The organism is Nocardia sp. NPDC060255 (assembly GCF_042727395.1).
In the GTDB taxonomy this organism is placed as follows: Bacteria; Actinomycetota; Actinomycetes; order Mycobacteriales; family Mycobacteriaceae; genus Nocardia.
Genome location: NZ_JBHXAU010000001.1, coordinates 601382 through 622442 on the forward strand (window position 1 = coordinate 601382; position 21061 = coordinate 622442).

The 21061-nt window shown below is 67.3% G+C and carries 20 protein-coding genes; 11 read left to right on the forward strand and 9 right to left on the reverse strand.

Features of this window, described 5'->3' with window-relative positions; all coding sequences use genetic code 11:
* The first annotated feature begins 7 nt into the window (after positions 1-7).
* From ACFWF1_RS02880 to ACFWF1_RS02905, 6 genes are all read left to right on the forward strand, one after another.
* Complete coding sequence (locus ACFWF1_RS02880) at positions 8-1399, forward strand: cytochrome P450 (protein WP_379283195.1); 1392 nt, start codon at positions 8-10, stop codon at positions 1397-1399.
* Positions 1400-1700: 301 nt separating this feature from the next.
* On the forward strand, positions 1701-2606 hold the full coding sequence (locus ACFWF1_RS02885) for a L,D-transpeptidase (protein WP_379283194.1): 906 nt from the start codon (positions 1701-1703) through the stop codon (positions 2604-2606).
* A 170-nt stretch (positions 2607-2776) separates the two neighbouring features.
* Complete coding sequence (locus tag ACFWF1_RS02890) at positions 2777-3706, forward strand: carbohydrate ABC transporter permease (RefSeq protein WP_379283192.1); 930 nt, start codon at positions 2777-2779, stop codon at positions 3704-3706.
* Between the two features lie 50 nt (positions 3707-3756).
* Entirely contained in the window at positions 3757-4569 is an 813-nt protein-coding gene (locus ACFWF1_RS02895; RefSeq protein ID WP_379283416.1) for a carbohydrate ABC transporter permease, read from the forward strand.
* A gap of 16 nt (positions 4570-4585) precedes the next feature.
* Positions 4586-5914, forward strand: coding sequence for an ABC transporter substrate-binding protein (locus tag ACFWF1_RS02900; protein WP_379283191.1), 1329 nt, complete (start codon positions 4586-4588; stop codon positions 5912-5914).
* A gap of 69 nt (positions 5915-5983) precedes the next feature.
* Positions 5984-7063: an ABC transporter ATP-binding protein gene (locus ACFWF1_RS02905; RefSeq protein WP_379283190.1), complete on the forward strand. Its 1080-nt coding sequence runs from the start codon at positions 5984-5986 to the stop codon at positions 7061-7063.
* A 46-nt stretch (positions 7064-7109) separates the two neighbouring features.
* On the opposite strand, the gene ACFWF1_RS02910 is transcribed toward ACFWF1_RS02905, so the two are convergent.
* From ACFWF1_RS02910 to ACFWF1_RS02920, 3 genes are all read right to left on the reverse strand, one after another.
* Complete coding sequence (locus tag ACFWF1_RS02910; protein ID WP_379283415.1) at positions 7110-9137, reverse strand: M13 family metallopeptidase; 2028 nt, start codon at positions 9135-9137, stop codon at positions 7110-7112.
* An 85-nt stretch (positions 9138-9222) separates the two neighbouring features.
* On the reverse strand, positions 9223-9603 hold the full coding sequence (locus tag ACFWF1_RS02915; RefSeq protein WP_379283189.1) for a DUF397 domain-containing protein: 381 nt from the start codon (positions 9601-9603) through the stop codon (positions 9223-9225).
* Between the two features lie 10 nt (positions 9604-9613).
* On the reverse strand, positions 9614-10465 hold the full coding sequence (locus ACFWF1_RS02920) for a Scr1 family TA system antitoxin-like transcriptional regulator (protein ID WP_379283188.1): 852 nt from the start codon (positions 10463-10465) through the stop codon (positions 9614-9616).
* A gap of 136 nt (positions 10466-10601) precedes the next feature.
* Here ACFWF1_RS02920 and ACFWF1_RS02925 point away from each other — a divergent pair, with 136 nt between their 5' ends.
* A complete protein-coding gene (locus ACFWF1_RS02925; RefSeq protein WP_379283187.1) occupies positions 10602-11111 on the forward strand; it encodes a hypothetical protein in 510 nt (169 codons plus the stop codon).
* Here the strand turns inward: ACFWF1_RS02925 and ACFWF1_RS02930 are convergent.
* The gene (locus ACFWF1_RS02930; RefSeq protein ID WP_379283186.1) at positions 11098-11592 is read right to left on the reverse strand and encodes a DUF4190 domain-containing protein; all 495 of its coding nucleotides are present in this window, start codon (positions 11590-11592) and stop codon (positions 11098-11100) included. The genes ACFWF1_RS02925 and ACFWF1_RS02930 overlap by 14 nt on opposite strands.
* Before the next feature lie 186 nt (positions 11593-11778).
* Positions 11779-12540 carry a pirin family protein gene (locus tag ACFWF1_RS02935; RefSeq protein WP_379283185.1) on the reverse strand — a complete coding sequence of 254 codons (762 nt, stop codon included), beginning with the start codon at positions 12538-12540 and terminating at the stop codon, positions 11779-11781.
* 336 nt (positions 12541-12876) lie between these two features.
* Here ACFWF1_RS02935 and ACFWF1_RS02940 point away from each other — a divergent pair, with 336 nt between their 5' ends.
* Both ACFWF1_RS02940 and ACFWF1_RS02945 read left to right on the forward strand, forming a co-directional pair.
* Positions 12877-13341 carry an NUDIX domain-containing protein gene (locus tag ACFWF1_RS02940; protein ID WP_379283183.1) on the forward strand — a complete coding sequence of 155 codons (465 nt, stop codon included), beginning with the start codon at positions 12877-12879 and terminating at the stop codon, positions 13339-13341.
* Between the two features lie 37 nt (positions 13342-13378).
* Complete coding sequence (locus ACFWF1_RS02945) at positions 13379-14749, forward strand: MFS transporter (protein ID WP_379283182.1); 1371 nt, start codon at positions 13379-13381, stop codon at positions 14747-14749.
* Positions 14750-14757: 8 nt separating this feature from the next.
* Here the strand turns inward: ACFWF1_RS02945 and ACFWF1_RS02950 are convergent, their stop codons facing one another.
* On the reverse strand, positions 14758-15333 hold the full coding sequence (locus ACFWF1_RS02950; protein ID WP_379283181.1) for a hypothetical protein: 576 nt from the start codon (positions 15331-15333) through the stop codon (positions 14758-14760).
* A 254-nt stretch (positions 15334-15587) separates the two neighbouring features.
* Here ACFWF1_RS02950 and ACFWF1_RS02955 point away from each other — a divergent pair, with 254 nt between their 5' ends.
* Positions 15588-17117, forward strand: coding sequence for a DUF4185 domain-containing protein (locus ACFWF1_RS02955; protein WP_379322151.1), 1530 nt, complete (start codon positions 15588-15590; stop codon positions 17115-17117).
* A gap of 1 nt (position 17118) precedes the next feature.
* Here ACFWF1_RS02955 and ACFWF1_RS02960 read toward each other — a convergent pair whose 3' ends face one another.
* Positions 17119-17817: an allophanate hydrolase subunit 1 gene (locus ACFWF1_RS02960; protein WP_379283179.1), complete on the reverse strand. Its 699-nt coding sequence runs from the start codon at positions 17815-17817 to the stop codon at positions 17119-17121.
* A gap of 32 nt (positions 17818-17849) precedes the next feature.
* Positions 17850-18605 (reverse strand): LamB/YcsF family protein, encoded by a 756-nt coding sequence (locus tag ACFWF1_RS02965; protein ID WP_379283178.1) that lies wholly within the window; start codon positions 18603-18605, stop codon positions 17850-17852.
* A 167-nt stretch (positions 18606-18772) separates the two neighbouring features.
* Here ACFWF1_RS02965 and ACFWF1_RS02970 point away from each other — a divergent pair, with 167 nt between their 5' ends.
* Positions 18773-19588 carry a hypothetical protein gene (locus ACFWF1_RS02970; RefSeq protein WP_379283177.1) on the forward strand — a complete coding sequence of 272 codons (816 nt, stop codon included), beginning with the start codon at positions 18773-18775 and terminating at the stop codon, positions 19586-19588.
* Here ACFWF1_RS02970 and ACFWF1_RS02975 read toward each other — a convergent pair.
* Positions 19585-21045, reverse strand: coding sequence for a CCA tRNA nucleotidyltransferase (locus tag ACFWF1_RS02975; RefSeq protein ID WP_379283176.1), 1461 nt, complete (start codon positions 21043-21045; stop codon positions 19585-19587). The two genes, ACFWF1_RS02970 and ACFWF1_RS02975, sit on opposite strands and share 4 nt — an antisense overlap.
* Positions 21046-21061 lie beyond the last annotated feature (16 nt).

The window sequence follows — 21061 nt, forward strand, 5'->3', positions numbered from 1 at the left end:
TATAGATATGGACGTGGGCACAGCCGCGCCCGGCACCGATGTGCCGCGGCCGCCACGGCTGATCGTGCTGCACGCACTGGCCGCGGGGATCGACTTCGAGCGGTACTTCCGCTGGCGCCGGGCGCGCGACGGGGATCCGTTCTTCGTGCGCTTTCCCGGGTTCGGGGCGGGACTGTTCACCGGCACGGCCGCGGGTGCGCGCGAGCTGTTCCGTGCGCCGGTCGACACGCTCGAACCGCCGCGGCCGAATCCGATCGAGCCGCTGGTCGGCACGGCGTCGTTGATCCTCGCCTCGGGTGAGCGGCATCGTCGCGATCGGGCGCTGCTGGCGCCGGCCTTTCACGGGGCGCGGATCCGTGCGTACGGGGAGATCATCCGGGATTCGGTGCTCCAGGAGATCGAGGGAGGCACCGGCCAGGCCTGGCGGCCCGGCGTGCGGATCGACTCGCGGGCGGCGGCGCGGGCGATCACGCTGCGGGTGATCCTGGAGGCAGTGTTCGGCGTGGACAGCCACGAGCGCCGGGCCGAATACACCAGGGCGGTGGACGAATTCCTCAATGCCTTCTCCGGGCCGCTGATGCTGGTGCCGCTGCTGCGCCACGGGCTGTTCGGGCAGGCGCCGTGGGATCGGTTCGTCGCGGCCCGTGCGCGGCTGGACCGGTTGATCCGCGACGACATCGCGCACCGGCGAACGGTCAGCGGGCGACTGAGCACCGACATCCTCGGCATGTTGCTGAGCACGCACTACGACGACGGCACCGCGATCACCGACGACGACCTGTGCGAGCAACTGCGCACGCTGCTGGTCGCCGGGCACGAAACCACCGCAACCACGCTGGTCTGGGCGCTGTTCCACCTGCACCGCGAGCCGGCCACGCTGGTCCGGCTGCGCGCGGAGTTGCGCGCCGCCGGACCCGAGGCCGGCCCGGTCGAGCTGGCCCGGCTGCCCTATCTGGACGCGGTGTGTCAAGAGACGCTGCGCCTGCACCCCGCGGTGCCGATCGTGGTGCGCAGGCTGACCGCGCCGTACACGCTGCGCGGGGTCGACTTGGCGGCGGGCGACACGATGGGGGTCGCGGTGCCGCTGCTGCACTCGGATCCGCAGGTGTGGCCCGATGCGCAGCGATTCCAGCCGGAGCGGTTCCTCGACCGCAAATACAGCCCGTTCGAGTTCGCGCCGTTCGGCGGCGGGCACCGGCGCTGCGTCGGCGCCTCGCTGGCGGACTACGAACTGCGAATCGCGTTGGCTACCATCGTGACTCGAGTGCGGTTGCGATTGGCCCCTCGGTATGCGAACGGCCGTGCGCCAATGTCGGTGCCGCACAACATAGCAACCGGTCCGCATCGCCCGATTCCGTTCGTCGTCGAGAGTGATTTACATCACGAAGACGTTTGTTAACACCGGCAAAGCGACCTACCTGCGGCATCGATCGACAGACCGGACTCGCCGACGTGACCGGTACCTTTCAGGAAGCCGGACGACCACCGCCGGGTTATGTGACGGCTACCACACCGAACGGTATGAACGAATCATTATGAAACGCAACTGGCTTCGAGCCGCACCGGGACGGTAGGAAGGAGGTCGGGTCGGGCCGTCAATACCCGTGGGGTGAGCTCTGCCCGCTCCACGCCGATGAGAGATCTCGTGGCACGCGTGCGTCTGCGCGGGTGCGGCGAGAGATGGAATGGACGAGAAACCTATGCATGTCGCTTCGCACACCGGGTCGCTACCTGCCCACCGCAGGGGAGCACAGCTACCCCGCAGGCTGCGGGCCGGCGCCCTGTTGTCCGCGACGATCGCGGCGGCGGGCGTCCTGCTGGTCGCACCCGCGGGCGCCGACCCGTTCCCGTTCGGTTCCGGTTCCGCCGGTTCCGCGACGGACCCGGCGCCGCAGCAGCCGAACTTCGCGCCGCCGTCGATCAACATCGCCGACGGCGAGGTCGTCGGGGTCGCGCAGCCGATCATCATCAACTTCAAGGACCCGGTGCCCGATCACGGCGCCGCCGAAAAGTTCATCAAGGTCACCTCGTCGAAGGACGCGCCGGGCCACTTCTACTGGCGCGGCGACAAGCAGGTGCGCTGGCGGCCGAACGAGTTCTGGCCGGACAACACCGACGTGACCGTCGAGGCGGGCGGCACCCGCAGCGCCTTCAAGATCGGCGACGCGTTCGTCAGCACCGCCGACGACAACACGCACATGATCACCATCACCCGCAACGGTGAGGAGGTGAAGACGATGCCGACCTCGATGGGCAAGACCAAGCACGAGACCCCGAACGGCACCTACGTGGTTGGCGAGCAGCTGCGCAAGATGATCATGGATTCGTCCACCTACGGTGTGCCGACCACCGACCCCGAGGGCTACAAGCTCGAGGTCGAGTACGCGACCCGCATCTCCAACAGCGGCATCTTCGTGCACGCCGCCCCGTGGTCGGTCGGCCAGCAGGGCAACTCCAACTCCAGCCACGGCTGCCTCAACGTGAGCACCGAGAACGCCAAGTGGTTCATGGAGAACTCGCGCAAGGGCGACCCGGTGGTCATCGTGAACACCAAGGGCGGCTCGATCGGCACCAGCGACGGCCTGGCCGGAGACTGGAACGACTAGCTAACGCGCACAACCGAAGACACGTCATCGAGCCGAACATTACGATCAATTAGCTGATTTGCTGATCGTGATGTTCGGCTTCTTGATTCACTTGGCCCGTGCTCGAGAAGTTCAGCGTCCGGCAGGATAGCGTTAACCGATTGTTTGCTCCTGTCCGTAGAGTGCGCGACGTGCGAGCGAAGCCGGAACGAGTATTACCCCAACCGCGCGGACGCGGTTTGCGGAACCGGCCCTGGCAGGATTACGCCCTGTTCCTGGTGCTCGTGGTCCCGAATCTCGCGCTGCTGACGGTGTTCGTCTATCGGCCGCTGATCGACAACATCCGGCTCTCGTTCTACGACTGGAACATCTCCGATCCGGTGGCCACCTTCATCGGGGTGCGCAACTACACCGAATGGTGGGGGCGGTCGGACTCCTGGGACATCGTCACCAACACGGTGGTGTTCACTCTCGCCGCGGTGGTCGGCAGCATGGTGCTCGGCCTCGCGCTGGCGCTGCTGCTGGACCGGAAGCTGTTCGGCCGCAATGTGGTCCGCTCGGCGATCTTCGCGCCGTTCGTGATCTCCGGCGCCGCCATCGGCGTCGCCTTCCAGTTCATCTTCGATCCGAGCTTCGGCCTGGTCCAGGATGTGCTGCACCGCTTGGGCGTCGACAATGTGCCGGACTTCTACCAGAACCCGCACTGGGCGCTGTTCATGGTGACGGTGACCTACATCTGGAAGAACCTCGGCTACAGCTTCGTCATCTATCTGGCCGCGCTGCAAGGGGTTCGGGCCGAGCTGATGGAGGCGGCCGAGATGGACGGCGCGAGCCGGTGGACCACCTTCACCAAGGTGCTATTGCCGCAGCTGCGGCCGACCACGTTCTTCCTGTCCATCACGGTGCTGCTGAATTCGTTGCAGGTCTTCGACATCATCAACGTGATGACCCGCGGCGGGCCGCTCGGCACCGGCACCACCACGATGGTCTACCAGGTCTACGAAGAGTCTTTCCGTAACTTCCGCGCCGGGTATGGCGCGACCGTGGCCACCATCATGTTCGTGGTGCTGCTGGTCGTCACGCTGGTGCAGGTTCGCGTCATGGATCGGAATGAGCAGTGAAAAGCGCAGGCGCTGAAACGGTTTCCCATCAACGTCGCCAGCGCGGGGTGATGCTGCTCGGCTACGCCGCCATGGTGTGCGTGCTGATCATCGTCGGCGTCCCGCTGTTCTGGATCTTCATCACCTCGTTCAAGGCGCGCCCGGACATCTATGTGCAGCCCGCGGTGTACTGGCCGCACAGCTGGCATCCGGAGAACTACGCCGACGCCACCACCAAGCTGCCGTTCTGGACCTTCCTGCGCAACTCGCTGATCGTCACCGGGATCATCGCCGCGGTGAAGTTCGTGCTCGGCGTGCTGAGCGCGTACGGGCTGGTGTTCCTGCGCTTTCCGGGCAAGACCGCGGTGTTCCTGATCATCATCGCGGCGCTGATGGTGCCCAACCAGATCACGGTGATCTCGAACTACGCCCTGGTCGCCCAGCTCGGCTGGCGGAACTCGTTCCAGGGCATCATCATTCCGCTGTGCGGCGTGGCCTTCGGCACCTTCCTGATGCGCAACCACTTCCTGTCGCTGCCCTCGGAGGTGATCGAGGCGGCCAGGATGGACGGCGCGAGCTGGTGGCGGCTGCTCACCAAGGTGGTGCTGCCGATGTCCGGGCCGACCATGGTCGCGTTCGCGGTGGTCACCCTGGTCAACGAGTGGAACGAGTACCTCTGGCCGTTCCTGATGGCCGACGACACCTCGGTCGCGACGCTGCCCGTCGGCCTCACCCTGCTGCAGAACACCGAAAATCCGAGCGTCACCAACTGGGGGCCGGTGATGGCGGGCACATTGCTGACCATGCTGCCGATTCTCGTGGTGTTCCTGCTACTGCAACGCCACATGATCAAAGGCCTCACCTCTGGTGCGGTCAAGGGTTAGATACAGGAGAAATCACGTGTCCACTTCTCAGTTCCCCGCGCTGTCCCGGCGCGGCTTCATCGGGCTGGCCGGCGCCGTCGCCGCCGGCGCGGCACTGACCGCGTGCGCGGGCACCGGCGGTGGCGCCAAGCAGACCGGCGACGGCAAGACGCTGACCTTCTGGTCCAACCACCCCGGCACCTCGAAGGACATCGAGACCGAGCTGATCAACCGGTTCCAGGCGAAGTACCCCGACCTGAAGGTGAACCTGGTCGACGCGGGCAAGAACTACGAGGAGGTGTCGCAGAAGTTCAACGCGGCGCTGTCCGGCGGCGACCTGCCCGACATCGTGGTGCTCTCGGATGTCTGGTGGTTCAACTACGCGCTCAACGGCACCATCGAACCGCTCGACGCGCACTTCGGCGACGCGGGCGTCAAGCTCGACGACTACGTCGACTCGCTGGCCTCGGACTACCTGTTCAACGGCAAGCATTACGCGCTGCCCTACGCCCGCTCGACGCCGCTGTTCTATTACAACAAGGACGTGTGGAGCAAGGCCGGGCTGCCGGACCGCGGCCCGCAGAGCTGGCCGGAGTTCGACGAGTGGGGCCCCAAGCTGCAAGAGGTCGTCGGCGCGGGCAAGCTCGCACACGGCTGGGGTGACGCGAAGAACTACCTGGCCTGGACCTACCAGGGACCCAACTGGACCTTCGGCGGCGCGTACTCCGACCAGTGGAAGCTGAAGTTCACCGACCCGGGCACCATCAAGGCGGGCACCTTCTTCCGCGACATGATCAACACCAAGAAGTACGCGGGCATCAACCCGCAGATCGCCGTCGACTTCGGCGCCGGCGTGATCGCCTCCACCATCGCCTCGACCGGCGACCTGCGCGGCATCACCAAGAACGCGGCGGGCAAGCTGGAGTTCGGCACCGCCTTCCTGCCGCACCCGAACGGGCCCGGCGTCACCACCGGCGGCGCGGGCCTGGCCATTCCGTCGCGCATCTCCGATGAGCGGAAGGTGAACGCGCTCAAGTTCATCGAGTTCATCACCAACGCGCAGAACACCGCGTACTTCTCGCAGGGCACCGGGTACATGCCGGTGCGCAAGTCGGCCACCGCCGACCCGAGCGAGCAGGACTTCCTGGCCAAGAACCCGACCTCCAAGGTCGCCATCGACCAGCTCGCGGTGACCAAGTCGCAGGACTACGCCCGGGTGTTCGTGCCGGGTGGCGACCAGATCATCGGCACCGGACTGGAGCAGATCGGGCTGCAGAACGCCGATCCGGCAACCGTTTTCGCCAATGTCACCAGTCAGCTGCAGGCGATCATCGACCGGCAGATCACGCCGAAGCTGCCCAAGTAATACCCGCACCCCGGTGGCGGCCACCTAGCGTGGCCGCCACCGTGAGTTCACACGAGGAGATCGACGCCCATGGCCACAGTGCAGTTCGACGGGGTGACGCACCTGTATCCCGGTGCTTCGGCACCGGCCGTCGACAGCCTGGAAATCGACATCGCCGACGGGGAGTTCATCGTGCTCGTCGGGCCATCGGGCTGCGGCAAGTCGACCAGCCTGCGCATGCTGGCCGGGCTGGAATCGGTGGAGGCCGGTCGAATCCTGATCGGCGGCAAGGACGTCACCGGTCTGCCGCCGCGGGCCAGGGATGTGGCGATGGTATTCCAGAGCTACGCGCTGTACCCGAATATGACCGTCGCGGAGAACATGGGCTTCGCGCTGCGCAACGCGGGCATGAGCAAGGCCGACACCCTGGTGCGAGTGCAGGAAGCGGCGAAGATGCTGGAGCTCGAGCAGCTGCTCGACCGCAAACCGGCGAAACTGTCCGGCGGACAACGGCAACGGGTCGCGATGGGCCGGGCGATCGTGCGCAGGCCGCAGGTGTTCTGCATGGACGAGCCGCTGTCCAACCTGGACGCGAAACTGCGCGTCAGCACCCGGTCGCAGATCGCCGCGCTGCAGAAGCGGCTCGGCACCACCACGGTCTACGTCACCCACGATCAGGTGGAGGCGATGACCATGGGCGACCGGGTCGCGGTGCTGCTCGACGGCAAATTGCAGCAGATCGCCGCGCCCCGTGAGCTTTACGACAACCCGGTGAACACCTTCGTCGCCGGTTTCATCGGCTCGCCCGGCATGAACCTGCTGGAGGCGCCGGTGCGCGACGGCGACGCGGTGCTCGATGATCTGCGAATTCCCGTGCCCCGCACCGCGAAGACCGGCGACCGGGTGATTGTCGGCATTCGACCGGAATCGTGGGAGGTGACCACCGAGGACGGCGCTCTCACGGTGGCCGCCGAACTGCTCGAGGAACTCGGCGCGGAGTCGTTCGTCTACAGCCACGGCGTGGCTGCGGACTGGAACAGCCGCTCCGGCAAGGTGGTTGCCCGCGTCGACCGCCGGTTCCAGGTCGCGCTGGGCGATCAGCTGCGCCTGCGGCCCAAGCTCGACGACGTGTTCTTCTTCGACGCGGACACCGAGCAGCGGCTGCGCTGACCGGGCGAGGGCATTACCCGGTAATGCCCTCGCCCGAGTCCTCGAACTACCAGATCTTCACGCGCTCCGCCGGATCCAGATACAACGCGTCGCCCGAGCCGACCTCGAACGCCTCGTGGAAGCTGTCGATGTTGCGAACCACTGCGTTGCAACGGAATTCGGGCGGCGAGTGCGGGTCGACGGCGAGGCGGCGGATGGCCTCCTCGCTGCGGGCCTTGGTGCGCCAGACCTGAGCCCAGCCGTAGAAGACGCGTTGCAGGCCGGTGAGGCCGTCGAGCTCAGGGGCTTCGGCGCCGTCGAGGGAGATCTTGTAGGCCTGTAGCGCGATGGACAGGCCGCCGAGGTCGCCGATGTTCTCGCCGATGGTGAATTCACCGTTGACGGTGTGCTCGTCGGACAGTTCCTTCGGCGAGAGCACGTTGTACTGGTCGATCAACGCCTTGGTGCGCTTGCCGAATTCGGCGCGGTCGTCGTCGGTCCACCAGTCGACCATGTTGCCGTCGCCGTCGTACTTGGCGCCCTGGTCGTCGAAGCCGTGGCCGATCTCGTGGCCGATCACCGCGCCGATGCCGCCGTAGTTGGCGGCGTCGTCGGCGTTCATGTCGAACATCGGCGGCTGCAGAATCGCTGCGGGAAAGACGATTTCGTTCATGCCCGGGTTGTAGTAGGCGTTCACGGTCTGCGGCGTCATGAACCACTCGTCGTGATCGACCGGGCCACCGAGCTTGTTCAGGTCGCGATCATGATCGGCGGCATAGCCGTTGCGGTAGTTGCCGACCAGGTCGGCCGGGTCGATCACCACGTCGGAGTAGTCGCGCCACTTGTCCGGGTAACCGATCTTCGGCGTGAACTTCTCCAGCTTGGCCAGCGCGGCCGCCCTGGTGTCGGCACCCATCCAGTCCAGCTCCGCGATATTGCGGCGGTAGGCCTCCTGCAGGTTGGCGACCAGTTCCACCATTTTGGCCTTGGCCGCCGGCGGGAAGTGTTCGGCGACATACAGTTTGCCGACCGCCTCACCGAGCAGGTCCTGCACCAGCGAGACGCCGCGCTTCCAGCGTTCCCGAATCTCCTGGGCGCCGGTCAGCGTGCGGCCCGCGAAGGCGAAGTTCTCCTCGATCAGCGCATCGGTGAGATACGGTGCGCGCGAACGGATCAGCCGCCAGGCGGCCCATGCCTGCCAGTCGGCCAGCGATTCCGCCGACCACACTTCATTGAACGTGCTCAGGTAATCCGGCTGGCGGACAATGACTTCGGCGAACAGGTCGGGGCCGGACCGGTCGACGCCCTCGGCCAGTGCCGAAGTCCACGCCGCCCAATCGAATTCGGGATAGTCGGCGACCAGCGCGTCGAAGGTGGCCGGGTTGTAGCTGCGTTCGGCGTCGCGGCGGCGGACCACGTCCCAGTGCCCGGCGGCGAGCTTGCGCTCCAGCTCGAACACCCGCTGCCCGACCGTGTCCAGGTCCGGCGGGAGCAGCGCGGCGATCCGGGGATCGGCGGCGGCCAGCGCGAACATGCGGCCGATGTGCGCGATGTATTCGGCGCGGATCTCGGCGGATTCGTCCTGGCGGTAGTACGCCTCGTCGGGTAGCCCGATGCCGGACTGCGAGGCATGCACCAGGTAGCGAGCGGAGTTCTTGTCGTCGGTGTCGACGTAAAAGCCGATCGCGCCGCTGACGCCGGTGCGCTGCAGCCTGCCGAGCAGGGCCGCGAACGCGCTGCGATCGGTGATCGCGTAGATGGCGGCGAGCTCGGCCGAGATCGGCGCGAGCCCGGCGGCGGCCACGGTGTCGGTGTCCATGAAGCTGGCGAACAGGTCGCCGATCTTGCGGGCATCGGTACCCGGCTCGGCCAACTCGGCGGCGGCGTTCTGAATGATCACCTGCACGTCCCGCTCGGCCTGGTCGTACAGCGTGCGCAACGCGCCGTCCACCGCGCGGTCGGCCGGTATTTCGTGATCGGCCAGCCATTTGCCGTTGACATGCGCGAACAGGTCATCCTGCACCCGCACGCCCTGGTCTAGATAGGACAGATCGATACCGGAGGGACTGCTCAACTCGGAAGTCACGATCTCCAGTATGCCGACGATGCGGGAAAGTCGGCCCCCGGCCGCGAACGGCCGGGGGTAAGCGGTCAATCGTGGAGGAAGAACACTGCGTCGTTCAGACGGTGAGCGCGATGCGGTCGAACTCGCCGTCGTGCGCGCCCAGCAGGAAGGCGTCCCATTCCTGCGGGGTGTAGCCGAGCACGGTCGAGCCGTGCCGCAGCAGGGTGTGACCGTCGGCGGCGGTGTGCGCGGTCAGCGCGCCGGGCGTTCGGCCCGACGTGCGCACGGTGTCGAGGAATGCGGTCCATTCCCGCGCGGAGACGGTGATGATCGGTTCGTCGGCCGGCGGGTTGGCGGGATTGCGGCGGTATTTGCTGTCGCGGACGAGCACCGCATCACCATCGAAGCGGACCTCGACACATTGGTTGCCGTTGTTCGATCTTGTCGACCGGAACCAGTCGGTGTAAACCGACCGGGGAGTAACGGTGGTGGCCATGGGCAGGATTTTACACTCGGGCATACCGTCTGATCAGGGTCGATGACTCGACACGGTCCAGCGATTGCTCCAGTGCGCGCACGTAAGCGAAGCTCAGATCGCGCACCAGTTCCGGGTCGTCGACCGCCCCGCCGAACACGGCGCTCTCCGCCCAGCCGAACGTCGGCAGCTGCTCACCCGCGAAGTCGATCAGGTGGAAACTCGACCCGCCGAGCACCGCGCCCGCGGTCGCGGCGAACGGGATGACCCGCACCTCGACGGTGTCGAGCTCGTCGATCAGCTCGGCCAGATGAGTCAACTGCGCACGCAGCACGTCCGGGCCGCCGGTCTGCTGCAACAGGGTGCCCTCGCCGATTACCGCGGTGAGCTCGACCGGTTCCTTGCCGCGCAGCCGTTCCTGCCGGTGCAGCCGAATCGCGACCAGCTGTTCCACCTGGACCGGACGGATCATCACGTCGGCGCTGATCAGCGCGCGGGCATACGCCTCGGTCTGCAGCAGGCCGGGCACCACCAGGCTGTCGTAGCTGCGGATGCTCTGCGCGCCGTATTCCATGCCGTACAGCCGCTGCAGTTCGGGACCGATCAGCGCCGACGACCTGGTCCACCAGCCGCGCTGCTTGCTGGCGTCCAGCAGGGCGAGCAGCTCCGCGCGCTCCTCGGCCTCCACCTCGAGCAGCTCGAGCACCGGGCCGATGGTGTTGCCGGTGAGCACGCGCCTGCCCTTCTCCACATGCGACCAGTTGGCCGGGGTGAAACCGACCCGCTTGGCGAAACCCGCCGAATCGAAGCCGCGCTGTTCGCGCAGTTCCCGCAGCCGCAACACCAATTCCCACCGGGCAACGGCGGGCGAGACGGGTGCCATGACAGGCGATCGTACGCGGGTTCGACGCACCGGCGTGTGACTATTGTCAATGCAGGAGTGCGGCATTAGGGTCGGGTTTCAGCGGTCGATTCACTCCCCCTTCACGCGATCCACCCGCATCGAGGCGAGGTTCGTCATGAGTTTGTCCCGCACTGAATCCGGCAGTCACCCTGCATCGTCCGACTACACGACGATGCAGGACGCCATTGCCCGCTGCCGCCGCTACCGCAAGGACCACGGGCTGTACGGCGTGGTCGATCCGGCGCTGGGACGAATCATGCTGGAGGTAGGCGCGGTCGGTGCCGTCGTCATGCCCGCCGCGCTCGGTCGCCGGGTGCGGGCGCGGCTGATCGAGGAGGCACCCGAGGACCGGGCCGGACCGATCGTCGGGCACCCGCGCTCGGACCGGTGGACCTTCCTGACCGGCCCGACCGACAACTCCTACCTGGACACCGAGCTGTTCGCCGACCTGTTCCGGGTCTGCGCCTCGGTCGCACTGCCCGGCAGCAACATCGTGCTGCCCTCGCCCGCCGACGAGGGCAGCGGCTACCGCAAGTGGATTGCCCCGCCCGAGAGCGACTTTCGCCCGGAGATGGGCGACGTCCTGGCCGCCACCCGGGCCTGCGCGGCGATCAGCGGGGCGTAGGTGCGGGCGTGAGGGTGACGCTGTATTTGTCCTCGAGCTTCTGATTCCATTCGCGCTCGCACTGGTCGAGCTTGGTCTGATCGCCGTTCGCCTTGTTCACGCAGTCGACGAAGTCCTTGCCGCCACTGTTGACGAAGAAGCTGTAGCCGACGATGGTGACCACGATGGCACCGATCAGGCCGAGCGCGCCGAGGATCAGTCCGGTAATCGCCATGCCCCCGCCGCCCGCGCGACCCGACCGGGTCTTCACCAGCGCGACGATGCCGAAGATGATGGCGAAGGCGCCGAACAGGTAGCCGCCGACCAGCGTCCAGAAACTCAGCAAGGCCAGGATGCCGAGCACCAGCGCGGTGATCGCCAGGCCCTTGCCCTTCGGCGACTCCTGCCAGTACGCGGGCTGGCCAGGCTGACCGGGCTGACCGCCCGGCGGCGGGTACCCGGCGGGCGGCGGGTATTGGCCGGGAGGCGGATATTGCGACATGGACTTCCTCTCCGTCGGTGCCTCACGCCGCTCGATCCGGACCGGGTGGTCCGGCGGGTGCGCGGGGATCGCCTACTGATCGCCCGCGCTACGGGCGGATGTTAATGCGAGGTATGCCCATTTTGTCGTAACCCGGCGGACTGCGTTCACTGGACGCGCCCGGTCGCAGCGATTTCGGCGCTCCGCCTACTGCGCGCCCAGGCGGGCGTGCATCTCCCAGACCAGGATCTCCGACGGCCTGCGGGCGATGACGCGCTGGCCGCCGGTCCTGGTCAGCCGGACCGCGTCGCCCTCGTCCAGGGTGCCGACGCCCTCCATCTCCACCTCGCCGTTGGCGACGAAAACGTGCAGGTAGGGGGCGTCGGGCAGGTCGATGGCCTGCTCGGGATCGCCGGACATCCTGGCCACGTGGAACGCCGCGTGGCTGCTGTTGATGGCGATGGCGGTGCGGTCGCGGTAGCGCGGCAAGCCCGCGGCCACCGTCACCAGGCCGCCGGTCGCGAGCGCGTCATCGATCTCGAGCTGTTGATAGCCGGGGGTCAGTCCCGGCTCGTCGGGGACCACCCACATCTGCACGAAATGCACCGGCTCGTCGTGCTCGGCGCCGTCGATGCGCCACGCGTCGTTCTTCTCCGAGTGCAGGATGCCGGTGCCCGCGCTCATCCGCTGCGCGAGACCCGGATAGATGATGCCGCTGTGGCCGAGCGAATCCTGGTGCACCAGGCTGCCGCCGAGCACCCAGGTGACGATCTCCATGTCCCGGTGCGGGTGGGTGTCGAAGCCCTGACCGGGGGAGACGACATCGTCGTTGTTCACCAGCAGCAGGCCGTGGTGGGTGTTGTCTGGATCGTAGTGCTCCCCGAACGAGAACGAATGCTTCGAATCCAGCCAGGACACCCGCGTCTTCATGCGGTCGCCTGCTCGATGGACGTCGATGTGTGGTGTCATGAGCGAACGAAGTGAGCGAGTCATGTTGCAGCGTGCGGCACGCAAGCCGGAGCCGAGCGCCAGCGAGGCGCAGGCTGGAGTGTGGACATCAAGTCCTCCTCTCGGGACCGTGCACCGATCACCTTTCAGGGTAGGAGCACCTACGGCGCGGTACTCCACATTCCTAGTAAATTGTCCTGCACTCGGCATTTTACGCGAGCGACCAGCGGGTGAACGTCAGGCGAGCAGAACCAACCGGTACGTCGAAACGGTGGGCGAACACGGGATGCGCCGGTGCGGTTTCCGGGCCGGATTCGTAAAATGATGCGCCGCAATGCAACCGGAGGTGACGAACAGATGCGACCCGAGGCACTCGCGCGCATCGAGCGCCAACTCCGCAGCGAGGCGCGGCGCGACGGTATCGCGCATTTCGTCGTCGGCGTCGCGGTGTTCCGCGACCGCAAACTGCTGGTGGTGCGCCGGGTACCAGACGACTATCACGGCGGCATGTACGAACTACCCGGCGGCGGAGTCGAACCCGGCGAGACCTTCGCCGAATGCGTCGAACGCGAGCTGTTCGAGGAAACCGGCCTGCGGGTGCGCCGCATCACCGACTTCCTCGGCGGCATCGACTACGCCACCAGAACCAAGTCCAGGGTGCGCAAATACAGCTTCGTGGTGGACGTCGAACCGGGCGAGATAGCCCTGGAACCCGGCGAACACGACGCCTTCGCCTGGATCGACGCCGACGCCCTGGACGATCTCCCGATGGCCCCCGACATGCGCGAGGCGGTCAGCGCCCTGGTCACCGACGCGCACTGATTCGGCGCGTTCGCGCCGCGACCAGTACCCTCGCGGCGTGTCCACTGGTCGCTCGGAGAGCTCCATTCCCTCGGACGAGCGGCCGCAGTCGCTGTGGACGGCGCTGCGCGAAAGTCCCGGTGTGTTGCGCCTGGCCGTCGTGCGGTTCACCGGGCAGTTCGGCGACGGGATGTTCCAAGCGGCGCTGTCGGGGGCGATTCTGTTCAATCCCGAGCGGCAGACCGATCCGCTGGCCATCGCCGCCGGATTCGCGGTGCTGTTGTTGCCGTATTCGCTGATCGGGCCGTATGCGGGGGCGCTGCTGGATCGGTGGGATCGGCGCACGGTGTTGCTGGTGGCGAATGTGGCGCGGGCGGTGCTGATCGCGCTGGTGTGTGCGGGGCTGCTCGCCGGGATCGGGGAGACGCCGCTGCTGTTGCTCGCGCTGGCGGTGGTCGGGATCAGCCGATTCGTGTTGTCCGGCGTGTCGGCGGCCTTGCCGAGGGTGCTCGCCCAGCACTGGCTGGTACCGATGAATTCGGTGCTCGCGACGGTGGCCTCGGGCTGTGCGGGGATCGGCGCGGCCACCTCGGTGGCGGTGATCGGGCTGATCGGCGCGGGCGATTTCGCCTCGGCGGTGGCGGTCGCGGTGAGCGGCATCGGGTCGGTGGTCAGCGCGGTGCTCGCGGCCGGGTTCACGCCGCGGGTACTCGGACCGGACGCGAGCGCGACGGCGAGCGAGAGCGCGCTGCGTGCCATTGCCACCGGTCTGCGCACGGGTGCGACGGCGGTGTGGGGGTCGGTGCAGGTGACCACGGCGATGCTGGGCATCGGGACGCATCGAATCGTGTTCGGGCTCAACACCTTGATCATGGTGCTGGTGCTGCGGCAGGCGCCTGCGGATGGTTCCGGGTTGAACAGCGGGCTGCTCGGTTTCGGCGTGGCCATCGCCGCCACCGCGTCCGGCATGCTGGTGGCGGCTGTTGTCGCGCCGCTGCTGATTCCGCGGCTCGGCCGGTCGAAGACGGTGCTGGCGGGACTGCTGACCGCGACGGTGGTGCAGTTGACGCTGGTCACCCCGATCGGTATCGCGGACGCGGGGTCGGCCGTGCCACGCGCGCATCAGCTGCTGCTGGTCGGGGCGTTCCTGCTCGGGCTGGCCGGGCAGACGATCAAGCTGACCGGCGACGCGACGATGCAGATCGATATCGACGACGCGCGACGCGGGCAGGTATTCGCGTTGCAGGACACGGTGTTCAATATCGCGTTCATCCTGGCGATTGCCGCTGCGGCCCTGGTTATCCCGGACGACGGTCGGTCATTGCCGGTGATTGTGGCCGGCGCCGGAATCTATTGCGCGGGTATTGCCGCCATCGCACTCAATATGCGACGGCGAAAGATCGGCGATGCGCCGACGAATAATCGGTGAGGTCGAATTCAGGTGATGATCGGATCGTCGTCGAGGTGGCGGCCGGTCGGATTCATCCATTGGGCCAGGTAGCCGGGTAGGTCGTCCGGGGGTCGGTGTGACGGTGGCGCGTCGGTGAGCGAGGGATGATCGGGCACCGACGATTGGTCGGCGTCGAAACCCGCGGGCCCCGGCATCGAATCCGGCTGGCCGGCAACGGCATCGGTGTGCTGCTCGGCCATCATGTGCTGGACCGTCATCTGCTCGTCCGCCGGCTGCTCGGTGCGCACGATCCAGCCCAGCGGCTCGCTGATGGCGTCGGAGGCGGTGCCGGTGATGGGGTGATTCCAGGTGCCCAGCCCGGTCGGGTCGGTATAGAAGTGGTCCAAGACGCCGTCGTCGTCCAGATCCAGGGCCGCCACGTCGGCGATGCCGGAACCACAGGTGTCCCACATGGCGTCGTCGGCGAAGCCGTCGCCGTCGAAGTCGAGCCGGATCGCGTCGGCCGCGGCCGAGGCCGGTCCGGCCAATTCCAAATCGGCCTGGCTGTGCCAGACGTGCACCGTGCCGTCGCCCGTACCGAATACGTACTCGATCTCGTTCATAGGTGTTTGGACGCGCGCGACCGACATTCGGTTCCCTATTTCTCACTCGTAATTCCGGTACGTTCGTTTCGCTTCCGCCCGATTCGATAGGAGTCAGCCAGCCATGGGTTTTCCGGCGCAGCATCCCGATAACGCGCGAAACCTACTAGCCGGGTGGGTAACCCGGCCGTATCCGCGCACTCGGATCGCCGAATAGCCCGGCCCCGCTCGACGTGACGCGCCGCCTCGGCCTCCAATCCTCTTGTGCACCGGCCTTGTTCGGTGCGCTGCTCGGCGGGTTGCTCACTCTGCCGATCCCGGCCGCACATGCAGCTCCGTTTCCGTGGGCGCCGTCGCCGGTGAACAGCTGCGGTGAGGTCGGTTTCGATCCACTCAATCGTGAGCGCGATCCCGCGCTGCCCCCGTTGCCGCCGGTGGTGCTGCCGGAACGTATCGATATCCCGGTGCCGATCCCGCAGCTCACGCCGATCACGGTGCCCGGACCGGCACCGGACAACACCAGGATCGACGCGGTGCCGCCGGCCGCCGATCCGTGCCACACCCCGTGCCCCGACATCCGCGACATCTCGAAATCGCCTGAGCAGGACCCGGATCCGAGCCCGGCCCCGGAGACCGGCAACCGGCCGAGTTCGGGCGACCCGATCAAGGTGCCGCACATCGAGTTCAAGCCGGAGATCGAGCCGATCCCGGTACCGGTGCCCGGCGGCCCCGGCGTCGAGCCGCAGCCCGCACCGCCGCCGGTGGTACACCCCGCCGAGCCGGGTCCGCCGGCCGCGCCGGTGGCCGAGCCGCGCGTCACGTCGGTGGACCTGGCCGGCCAGGTCACCGGGCACGGCTCACAGAATCGCACCGACCTGCGCTGGCAGGTGGACGGCACCGACCTCGGCGTGATGTGGGAAACGAAGCCGGGTGAGGTCGCCGTGGTCTTCGGCGACACCTTCGGCAAGGGCTGGCAGGCGGGCGGCGCCGGGCGCGACGACCAGGACTGGCGCAGCAACGTGCTGGGGTACAGCACCGATCGCGAGCTGTCCGACGGACTTTCGCTGGACAGCATGGTGCAGGACAGCCGCTGCCACGCCGCCGAGATCCTGGACAGCCGCAAGCTCAAGAACTGGGAGACGACCACCATTCCGACCTCCGGCTTCGCCCTCGGCGATCGCCAGTACCTGAGCTACATGTCGGTGAATCGGTGGAGCCGGATTCCCGGCCTGTGGTCGAACAACTACGGCGGGCTCGCCTACTCCGACGACAACGGCCGCACCTGGACCAAGGATCAGCATGCCAAGTGGGACAACCTCTTCGGCGTCGGCCGCTTCCAGGTCGCGGCGATGGTGCCGCAGGGTGACTACGTCTATATGTTCGGCACGCCCAACGGACGCGTCGGCGTGATCGGGCTGGCGCGGGTACCGAAGGACGACGTGCTCAACACCTCGGCCTACCAGTACTGGGTCAACGGCAGCTGGGCGCCCGCGGCCGAAAACCAGGCGACGCCACTGGTTCCCGGCCTGGCCAGCGAGGTGTCCGTACGCTACGACCGGGACAACGCGCAGTGGCAGATGGTGTACCTCGACTCCGCCCGCGGTGCGATCGTGGTGCGCAATGCGGCGGTCCCGCAGGGCAACTGGACTGAGGCGGTCACTTTGCTGTCCACCAACGACTATCCGAAGTCCTACGGCGGCTTCATTCATCCGTGGTCGACCGGTAAGGACCTGTACTTCACCATTTCGTCCTGGGACAGCTACAACGTGTATCTCATGCACGCCCAGCTGGATTCGGCGAACTGAGCTAACCCTCCGCGACGAAACGGACGAAACCGCCCGCGCGGATCAGCGAGGGCGGATCGCGATCCACGTCCCACATCCGCAGGTCGGTGGTTCCGATGAGGTGCCAGCCGCCCGGGGTGCTGCGCGGGTAGACGGCCGAATATCCGCCGGCCAGGGCGACCGCGCCCGCCGGGATGGTGGTGCGGGACTCTGGTCGGCGCGGCACGGTCAATCGGGCGTCGGGCGACTCCAGATAGCCGAAGCCGGGGGCGAATCCGACGAAGGCGCACCGCCAGACCGTCCCCGTGTGTTCGGCGATCACCTCCGCCTCGGTCCGGTCGAGCAGTCGCGCGACCTCGGCGAGGTCGGCGCCGTCGTAGCGCACCGGGACGAGCAGGGGATCGCCCGGAGAATCGTTGTCCGGCAGTGTTCCACGGGAAACAATGTCCGAATCCTTTGCTGCCGTGGACCGTTGCAGCTCGCGCAGCAGCGTCCCGATCTGCCGGCGGACGGATTCCGCGTGCTCCGGCGAAAGCAGCGTCACGAGAACGGTTTCGGCGGCGGGCAGGACGTCTTGCGCACCCTCGGGCACGCGGACGCGCAGGGCCGCAACCAGTTTCGCTACCTCGTCGTGGTGGGGCGGCAGCACGAGCACAGCGCCATCGCCCGCCGCCCGGATCAGTCGATCCGGGTCGAAATCCGCTGATGCCGAATCGCTCATCGCGCCACTCGCCGAACGGCTGCCGACCATACTCAGCAGAACGACTCGACCGGCACCCCGACCTCGTCCAAGGCGCTACGAATGAGCCGAGCCATCTCGACGGCGGCGGGGGTATCGCCGTGCACGCAGATGCTGGCCGCGCGCACCGTGACCTCGCCGGAACCGTCGACCGTGCGCGCCGTACCCGACGTGGCGATCGAAACAGCTTGTGTGACGGCCGGATCGGTACTGAGAACGGCACCGGGAACCCCGCGCGGGGCAAGCGTGCCGCCCGGCGTGTACGCGCGATCGGCGAAGCCCTCACCGACGAAACGCACCTTCGCGGCCTCGGCCGCGTGTTCCAGCTGAGATCCGGCGGGACCGAGCAGCGCCAGCTCCGGGTCGTAGTCGACGATCGCGGCCAGCACCGCGTCCGCGAACTGCCGCTCCCGCGAGGCCGAATGGTAGAGCGCACCATGCGGTTTCACGTAGCGCACCCGATCGCCCGCCGCCTTGGCGAACGCGTCGAGACTGCCGATCTGATACAACACCTCGTCCCGCAGCTCAGCGGGGTTCATGGTCACCTCGCGGCGGCCGAACCCGGCCAGATCGCGGTAGCCGACGTGCGCACCGATCCTGACCCCCTTTTCCACGGCGAGCCCGCAGGTCCGGCGCATGATCGAGGGGTCGCCCGCATGGAACCCGCAGGCGATGTTGGCGCTGGTGACGATGTCGAGCATCGCCGCGTCGTCGCCCATCTGCCACGGACCGAAGCCCTCGCCGAGATCACTGTTCAGATCCAGCGGCATATGCACCCTTTCCATGGCGGTGTGTCGGAGACAGCACCCCGATTGTCGTGGTGACGGTGCGTCACAAGCAAGAATGCCCGGTCAGCGGGTTGCCCTCGGCGGTGAACGCGACCTGGGTCACAGCACGATGGTTCAGTTCAGCGTCGGCAAGTACGCTCGGACCAATCATGGCCACGTATTTCGATCCGAAGTCCTGGTCGCCGCTACGGGCCGTCGAGCTCGGCAAGCGCCTGTTCGAGCAGTCCTGGCTGGAGCAGTGGATCACCGTCACCACCTCCTGGGTGGACGCGGGCGCCGACCTCGGTGCGGGCACCGTCACGGCGCTGCTGCCGGATGCCCTGATGACCGTGCTCAGCGAGGGCATTCTGAGCCGGTTCGGCGGGCAGGAGGTCAGCGCCACCCTGCTCGGCCACGACCTGCACGCCACCCTGCAGGTGTTGAAGGTCCGGCGGCGCGGCGCGCACTTCCAGACCAAGACCGTGCTGTCGCGGCTGCGCTGGGACAACCATCCGATCGAGGCCGTGACCGTGATCGCGCACGGGGTCCGGCTGATTCCCGGCGTGCCGACGAAGGTGCGGACCGCCCAGCTCGACCTGGAGGGCACCGTCACCACGGCCGCGCTGGTCGGTTGGATCAACAGCCAGCCACTGGACTGGGTGCTGGATATAGATGACAGCGGACTGATCCGCGCCAAGCACCGGCGCCGACGGCTGACCGCGCTGGTGGACGCCTCGGTGACGGACAACCGGGTCACCGTCGACCTGCATCGCGCCACCTGGCTCGGCCTGCGGATGCCGCGCCGGATGATCGGCACCCCGGCGCTGCTGCTGGAGCAGCTACCGAATCAGGCGCGCATCGTGCACGCCACCCGCGAGGGCGACCTGGTCCGCTTCCGGATCGAACTGCCGGAGATCACCGGCTCGTTCGACCTGGCCCAGATCCGCTCCGCCATCGTCACCGGAACGACGCTGATCGTCTTCTAGCCCTGGGCTTTCCACCATTCCCGCAAGGCCGCCTCCGCCTCGTCGCGGGTCATCGGGCCGCGATCCAGCCGCAGTTCCTTGAGATACCGCCACGCCTTGCCGACCTCGGGACCCGGTGGCACGCCGAGCAATTCCATGATCGCGTTGCCGTCCAGGTCCGGACGGACCTTGGCCAGATCCTCCTGCTCCTGCAGGGTCGCGATCCGCGACTCCAGATCGTCATAGGTGCCGCGCAACGCGGCGGCCCGGCGCTTGTTGCGGGTGGTGCAGTCGGCGCGGACCAGTTTGTGCAGGCGGGGGAGCAGCTCGTCGGCATCGGTGACGTAGCGGCGCACCGCGGAATCGGTCCACTGGCCCTTGCCGTAGCCGTGAAAACGCAAGTGCAGGAACACCAGCCGGGCCACGTCCTCGGTGAACTGCTTGGGGTACTTCAGCGCCCGCATCCGCTTGCGCACCATCTTCGCGCCGACCACCTCGTGGTGGTGGAAGCTGACACCGCCACCCGGCTCGTTGCGTTTGGTGTCCGGCTTGCCGATGTCGTGCAGCAGCGCGGCCCAGCGCAGCACCAGGTCCGGGTCGCCCTCCTCCAGGTCGATGGCCTGCTGCAGCACGGTGAGCGAATGCCAGTAGACGTCCTTGTGCTGGTGATGCTCGTCGATCTCCAGCTTCATCGCGGGCACCTCGGGCAGCACCCGCTGAGCCAGCCCGGTCTCGCACATGATGTTGATGCCGTCGATCGGGTGCGCGCCGCCGATCAGCTTGTCCAGCTCCACCCGGACCCGTTCGGCGGTGATCCGATCGATCTGATCAGCCATCGCGGTGATCGCCGCGTGCACCCGCGGCTGCAGCTCGAAGCCGAGCTGGGAGACGAAACGGGCGGCGCGCAGCATTCGCAGCGGGTCGTCGTTGAACGAATCCTCCGGCGCCGCAGGCGTATCCAGCAGGCCGGCGAGCAGCGCGTCCATCCCGCCGAGCGGGTCGACGAATTCCAGCGAACCGTCCGCGCCGATCCGCACCGCCATCGCGTTGACGGTGAAGTCGCGGCGCACCAGGTCGTCGTCGAGATTGTCGCCGAAGGTGACCTCGGGATTGCGGGATACCCGGTCGTAGTTGTCGCTGCGGAAAGTGGTGATCTCCAGCTGCTGGCCGCGCTTGGACCCGCTGACCGTGCCGAACGCCAAACCGCCGGTGTCCCACAGATGATCGGCCCAGCCGCGCAACAGTTCCTGCACCTGCTCGGGCCGCGCGTCGGTGGTGAAGTCCAGATCGGTGCCGAGCCGACCGAGTACCGCGTCGCGCACGCTGCCGCCGACCAGGTACAGCTCATAGCCCCGCGCCGCGAACATCTCGCCGAGCGGTTCCAGTACATCCGACAGCCTGCCAAGCGTCACCGCCGCGGCAGCCAGCAATCGGGTACGTCTATCCAGCTCTGCGTCCTCGGACTCGGTCGAAACCACGAATCAGCAGCTTACC

What these genes read in the sequence shown, in the direction of transcription:
- ACFWF1_RS02925 (WP_379283187.1), top strand. Translation starts at nt 10,602, where the DNA reads ATGAGTTTGTCCCGCACTGAATCCGGCAGTCACCCTGCATCGTCCGAC.
- ACFWF1_RS02950 (WP_379283181.1), bottom strand. Translation starts at nt 15,333, where the DNA reads ATGAACGAGATCGAGTACGTATTCGGTACGGGCGACGGCACGGTGCAC.
- ACFWF1_RS02965 (WP_379283178.1), bottom strand. Translation starts at nt 18,605, where the DNA reads ATGCCGCTGGATCTGAACAGTGATCTCGGCGAGGGCTTCGGTCCGTGG.
- ACFWF1_RS02915 (WP_379283189.1), bottom strand. Translation starts at nt 9,603, where the DNA reads ATGGCCACCACCGTTACTCCCCGGTCGGTTTACACCGACTGGTTCCGG.
- ACFWF1_RS02895 (WP_379283416.1), top strand. Translation starts at nt 3,757, where the DNA reads ATGCTGCTCGGCTACGCCGCCATGGTGTGCGTGCTGATCATCGTCGGC.
- ACFWF1_RS02960 (WP_379283179.1), bottom strand. Translation starts at nt 17,817, where the DNA reads ATGAGCGATTCGGCATCAGCGGATTTCGACCCGGATCGACTGATCCGG.
- ACFWF1_RS02930 (WP_379283186.1), bottom strand. Translation starts at nt 11,592, where the DNA reads ATGTCGCAATATCCGCCTCCCGGCCAATACCCGCCGCCCGCCGGGTAC.
- ACFWF1_RS02935 (WP_379283185.1), bottom strand. Translation starts at nt 12,540, where the DNA reads ATGACACCACACATCGACGTCCATCGAGCAGGCGACCGCATGAAGACG.
- ACFWF1_RS02940 (WP_379283183.1), top strand. Translation starts at nt 12,877, where the DNA reads ATGCGACCCGAGGCACTCGCGCGCATCGAGCGCCAACTCCGCAGCGAG.
- ACFWF1_RS02905 (WP_379283190.1), top strand. Translation starts at nt 5,984, where the DNA reads ATGGCCACAGTGCAGTTCGACGGGGTGACGCACCTGTATCCCGGTGCT.
- ACFWF1_RS02880 (WP_379283195.1), top strand. Translation starts at nt 8, where the DNA reads ATGGACGTGGGCACAGCCGCGCCCGGCACCGATGTGCCGCGGCCGCCA.
- ACFWF1_RS02920 (WP_379283188.1), bottom strand. Translation starts at nt 10,465, where the DNA reads ATGGCACCCGTCTCGCCCGCCGTTGCCCGGTGGGAATTGGTGTTGCGG.
- ACFWF1_RS02970 (WP_379283177.1), top strand. Translation starts at nt 18,773, where the DNA reads ATGGCCACGTATTTCGATCCGAAGTCCTGGTCGCCGCTACGGGCCGTC.
- ACFWF1_RS02885 (WP_379283194.1), top strand. Translation starts at nt 1,701, where the DNA reads ATGCATGTCGCTTCGCACACCGGGTCGCTACCTGCCCACCGCAGGGGA.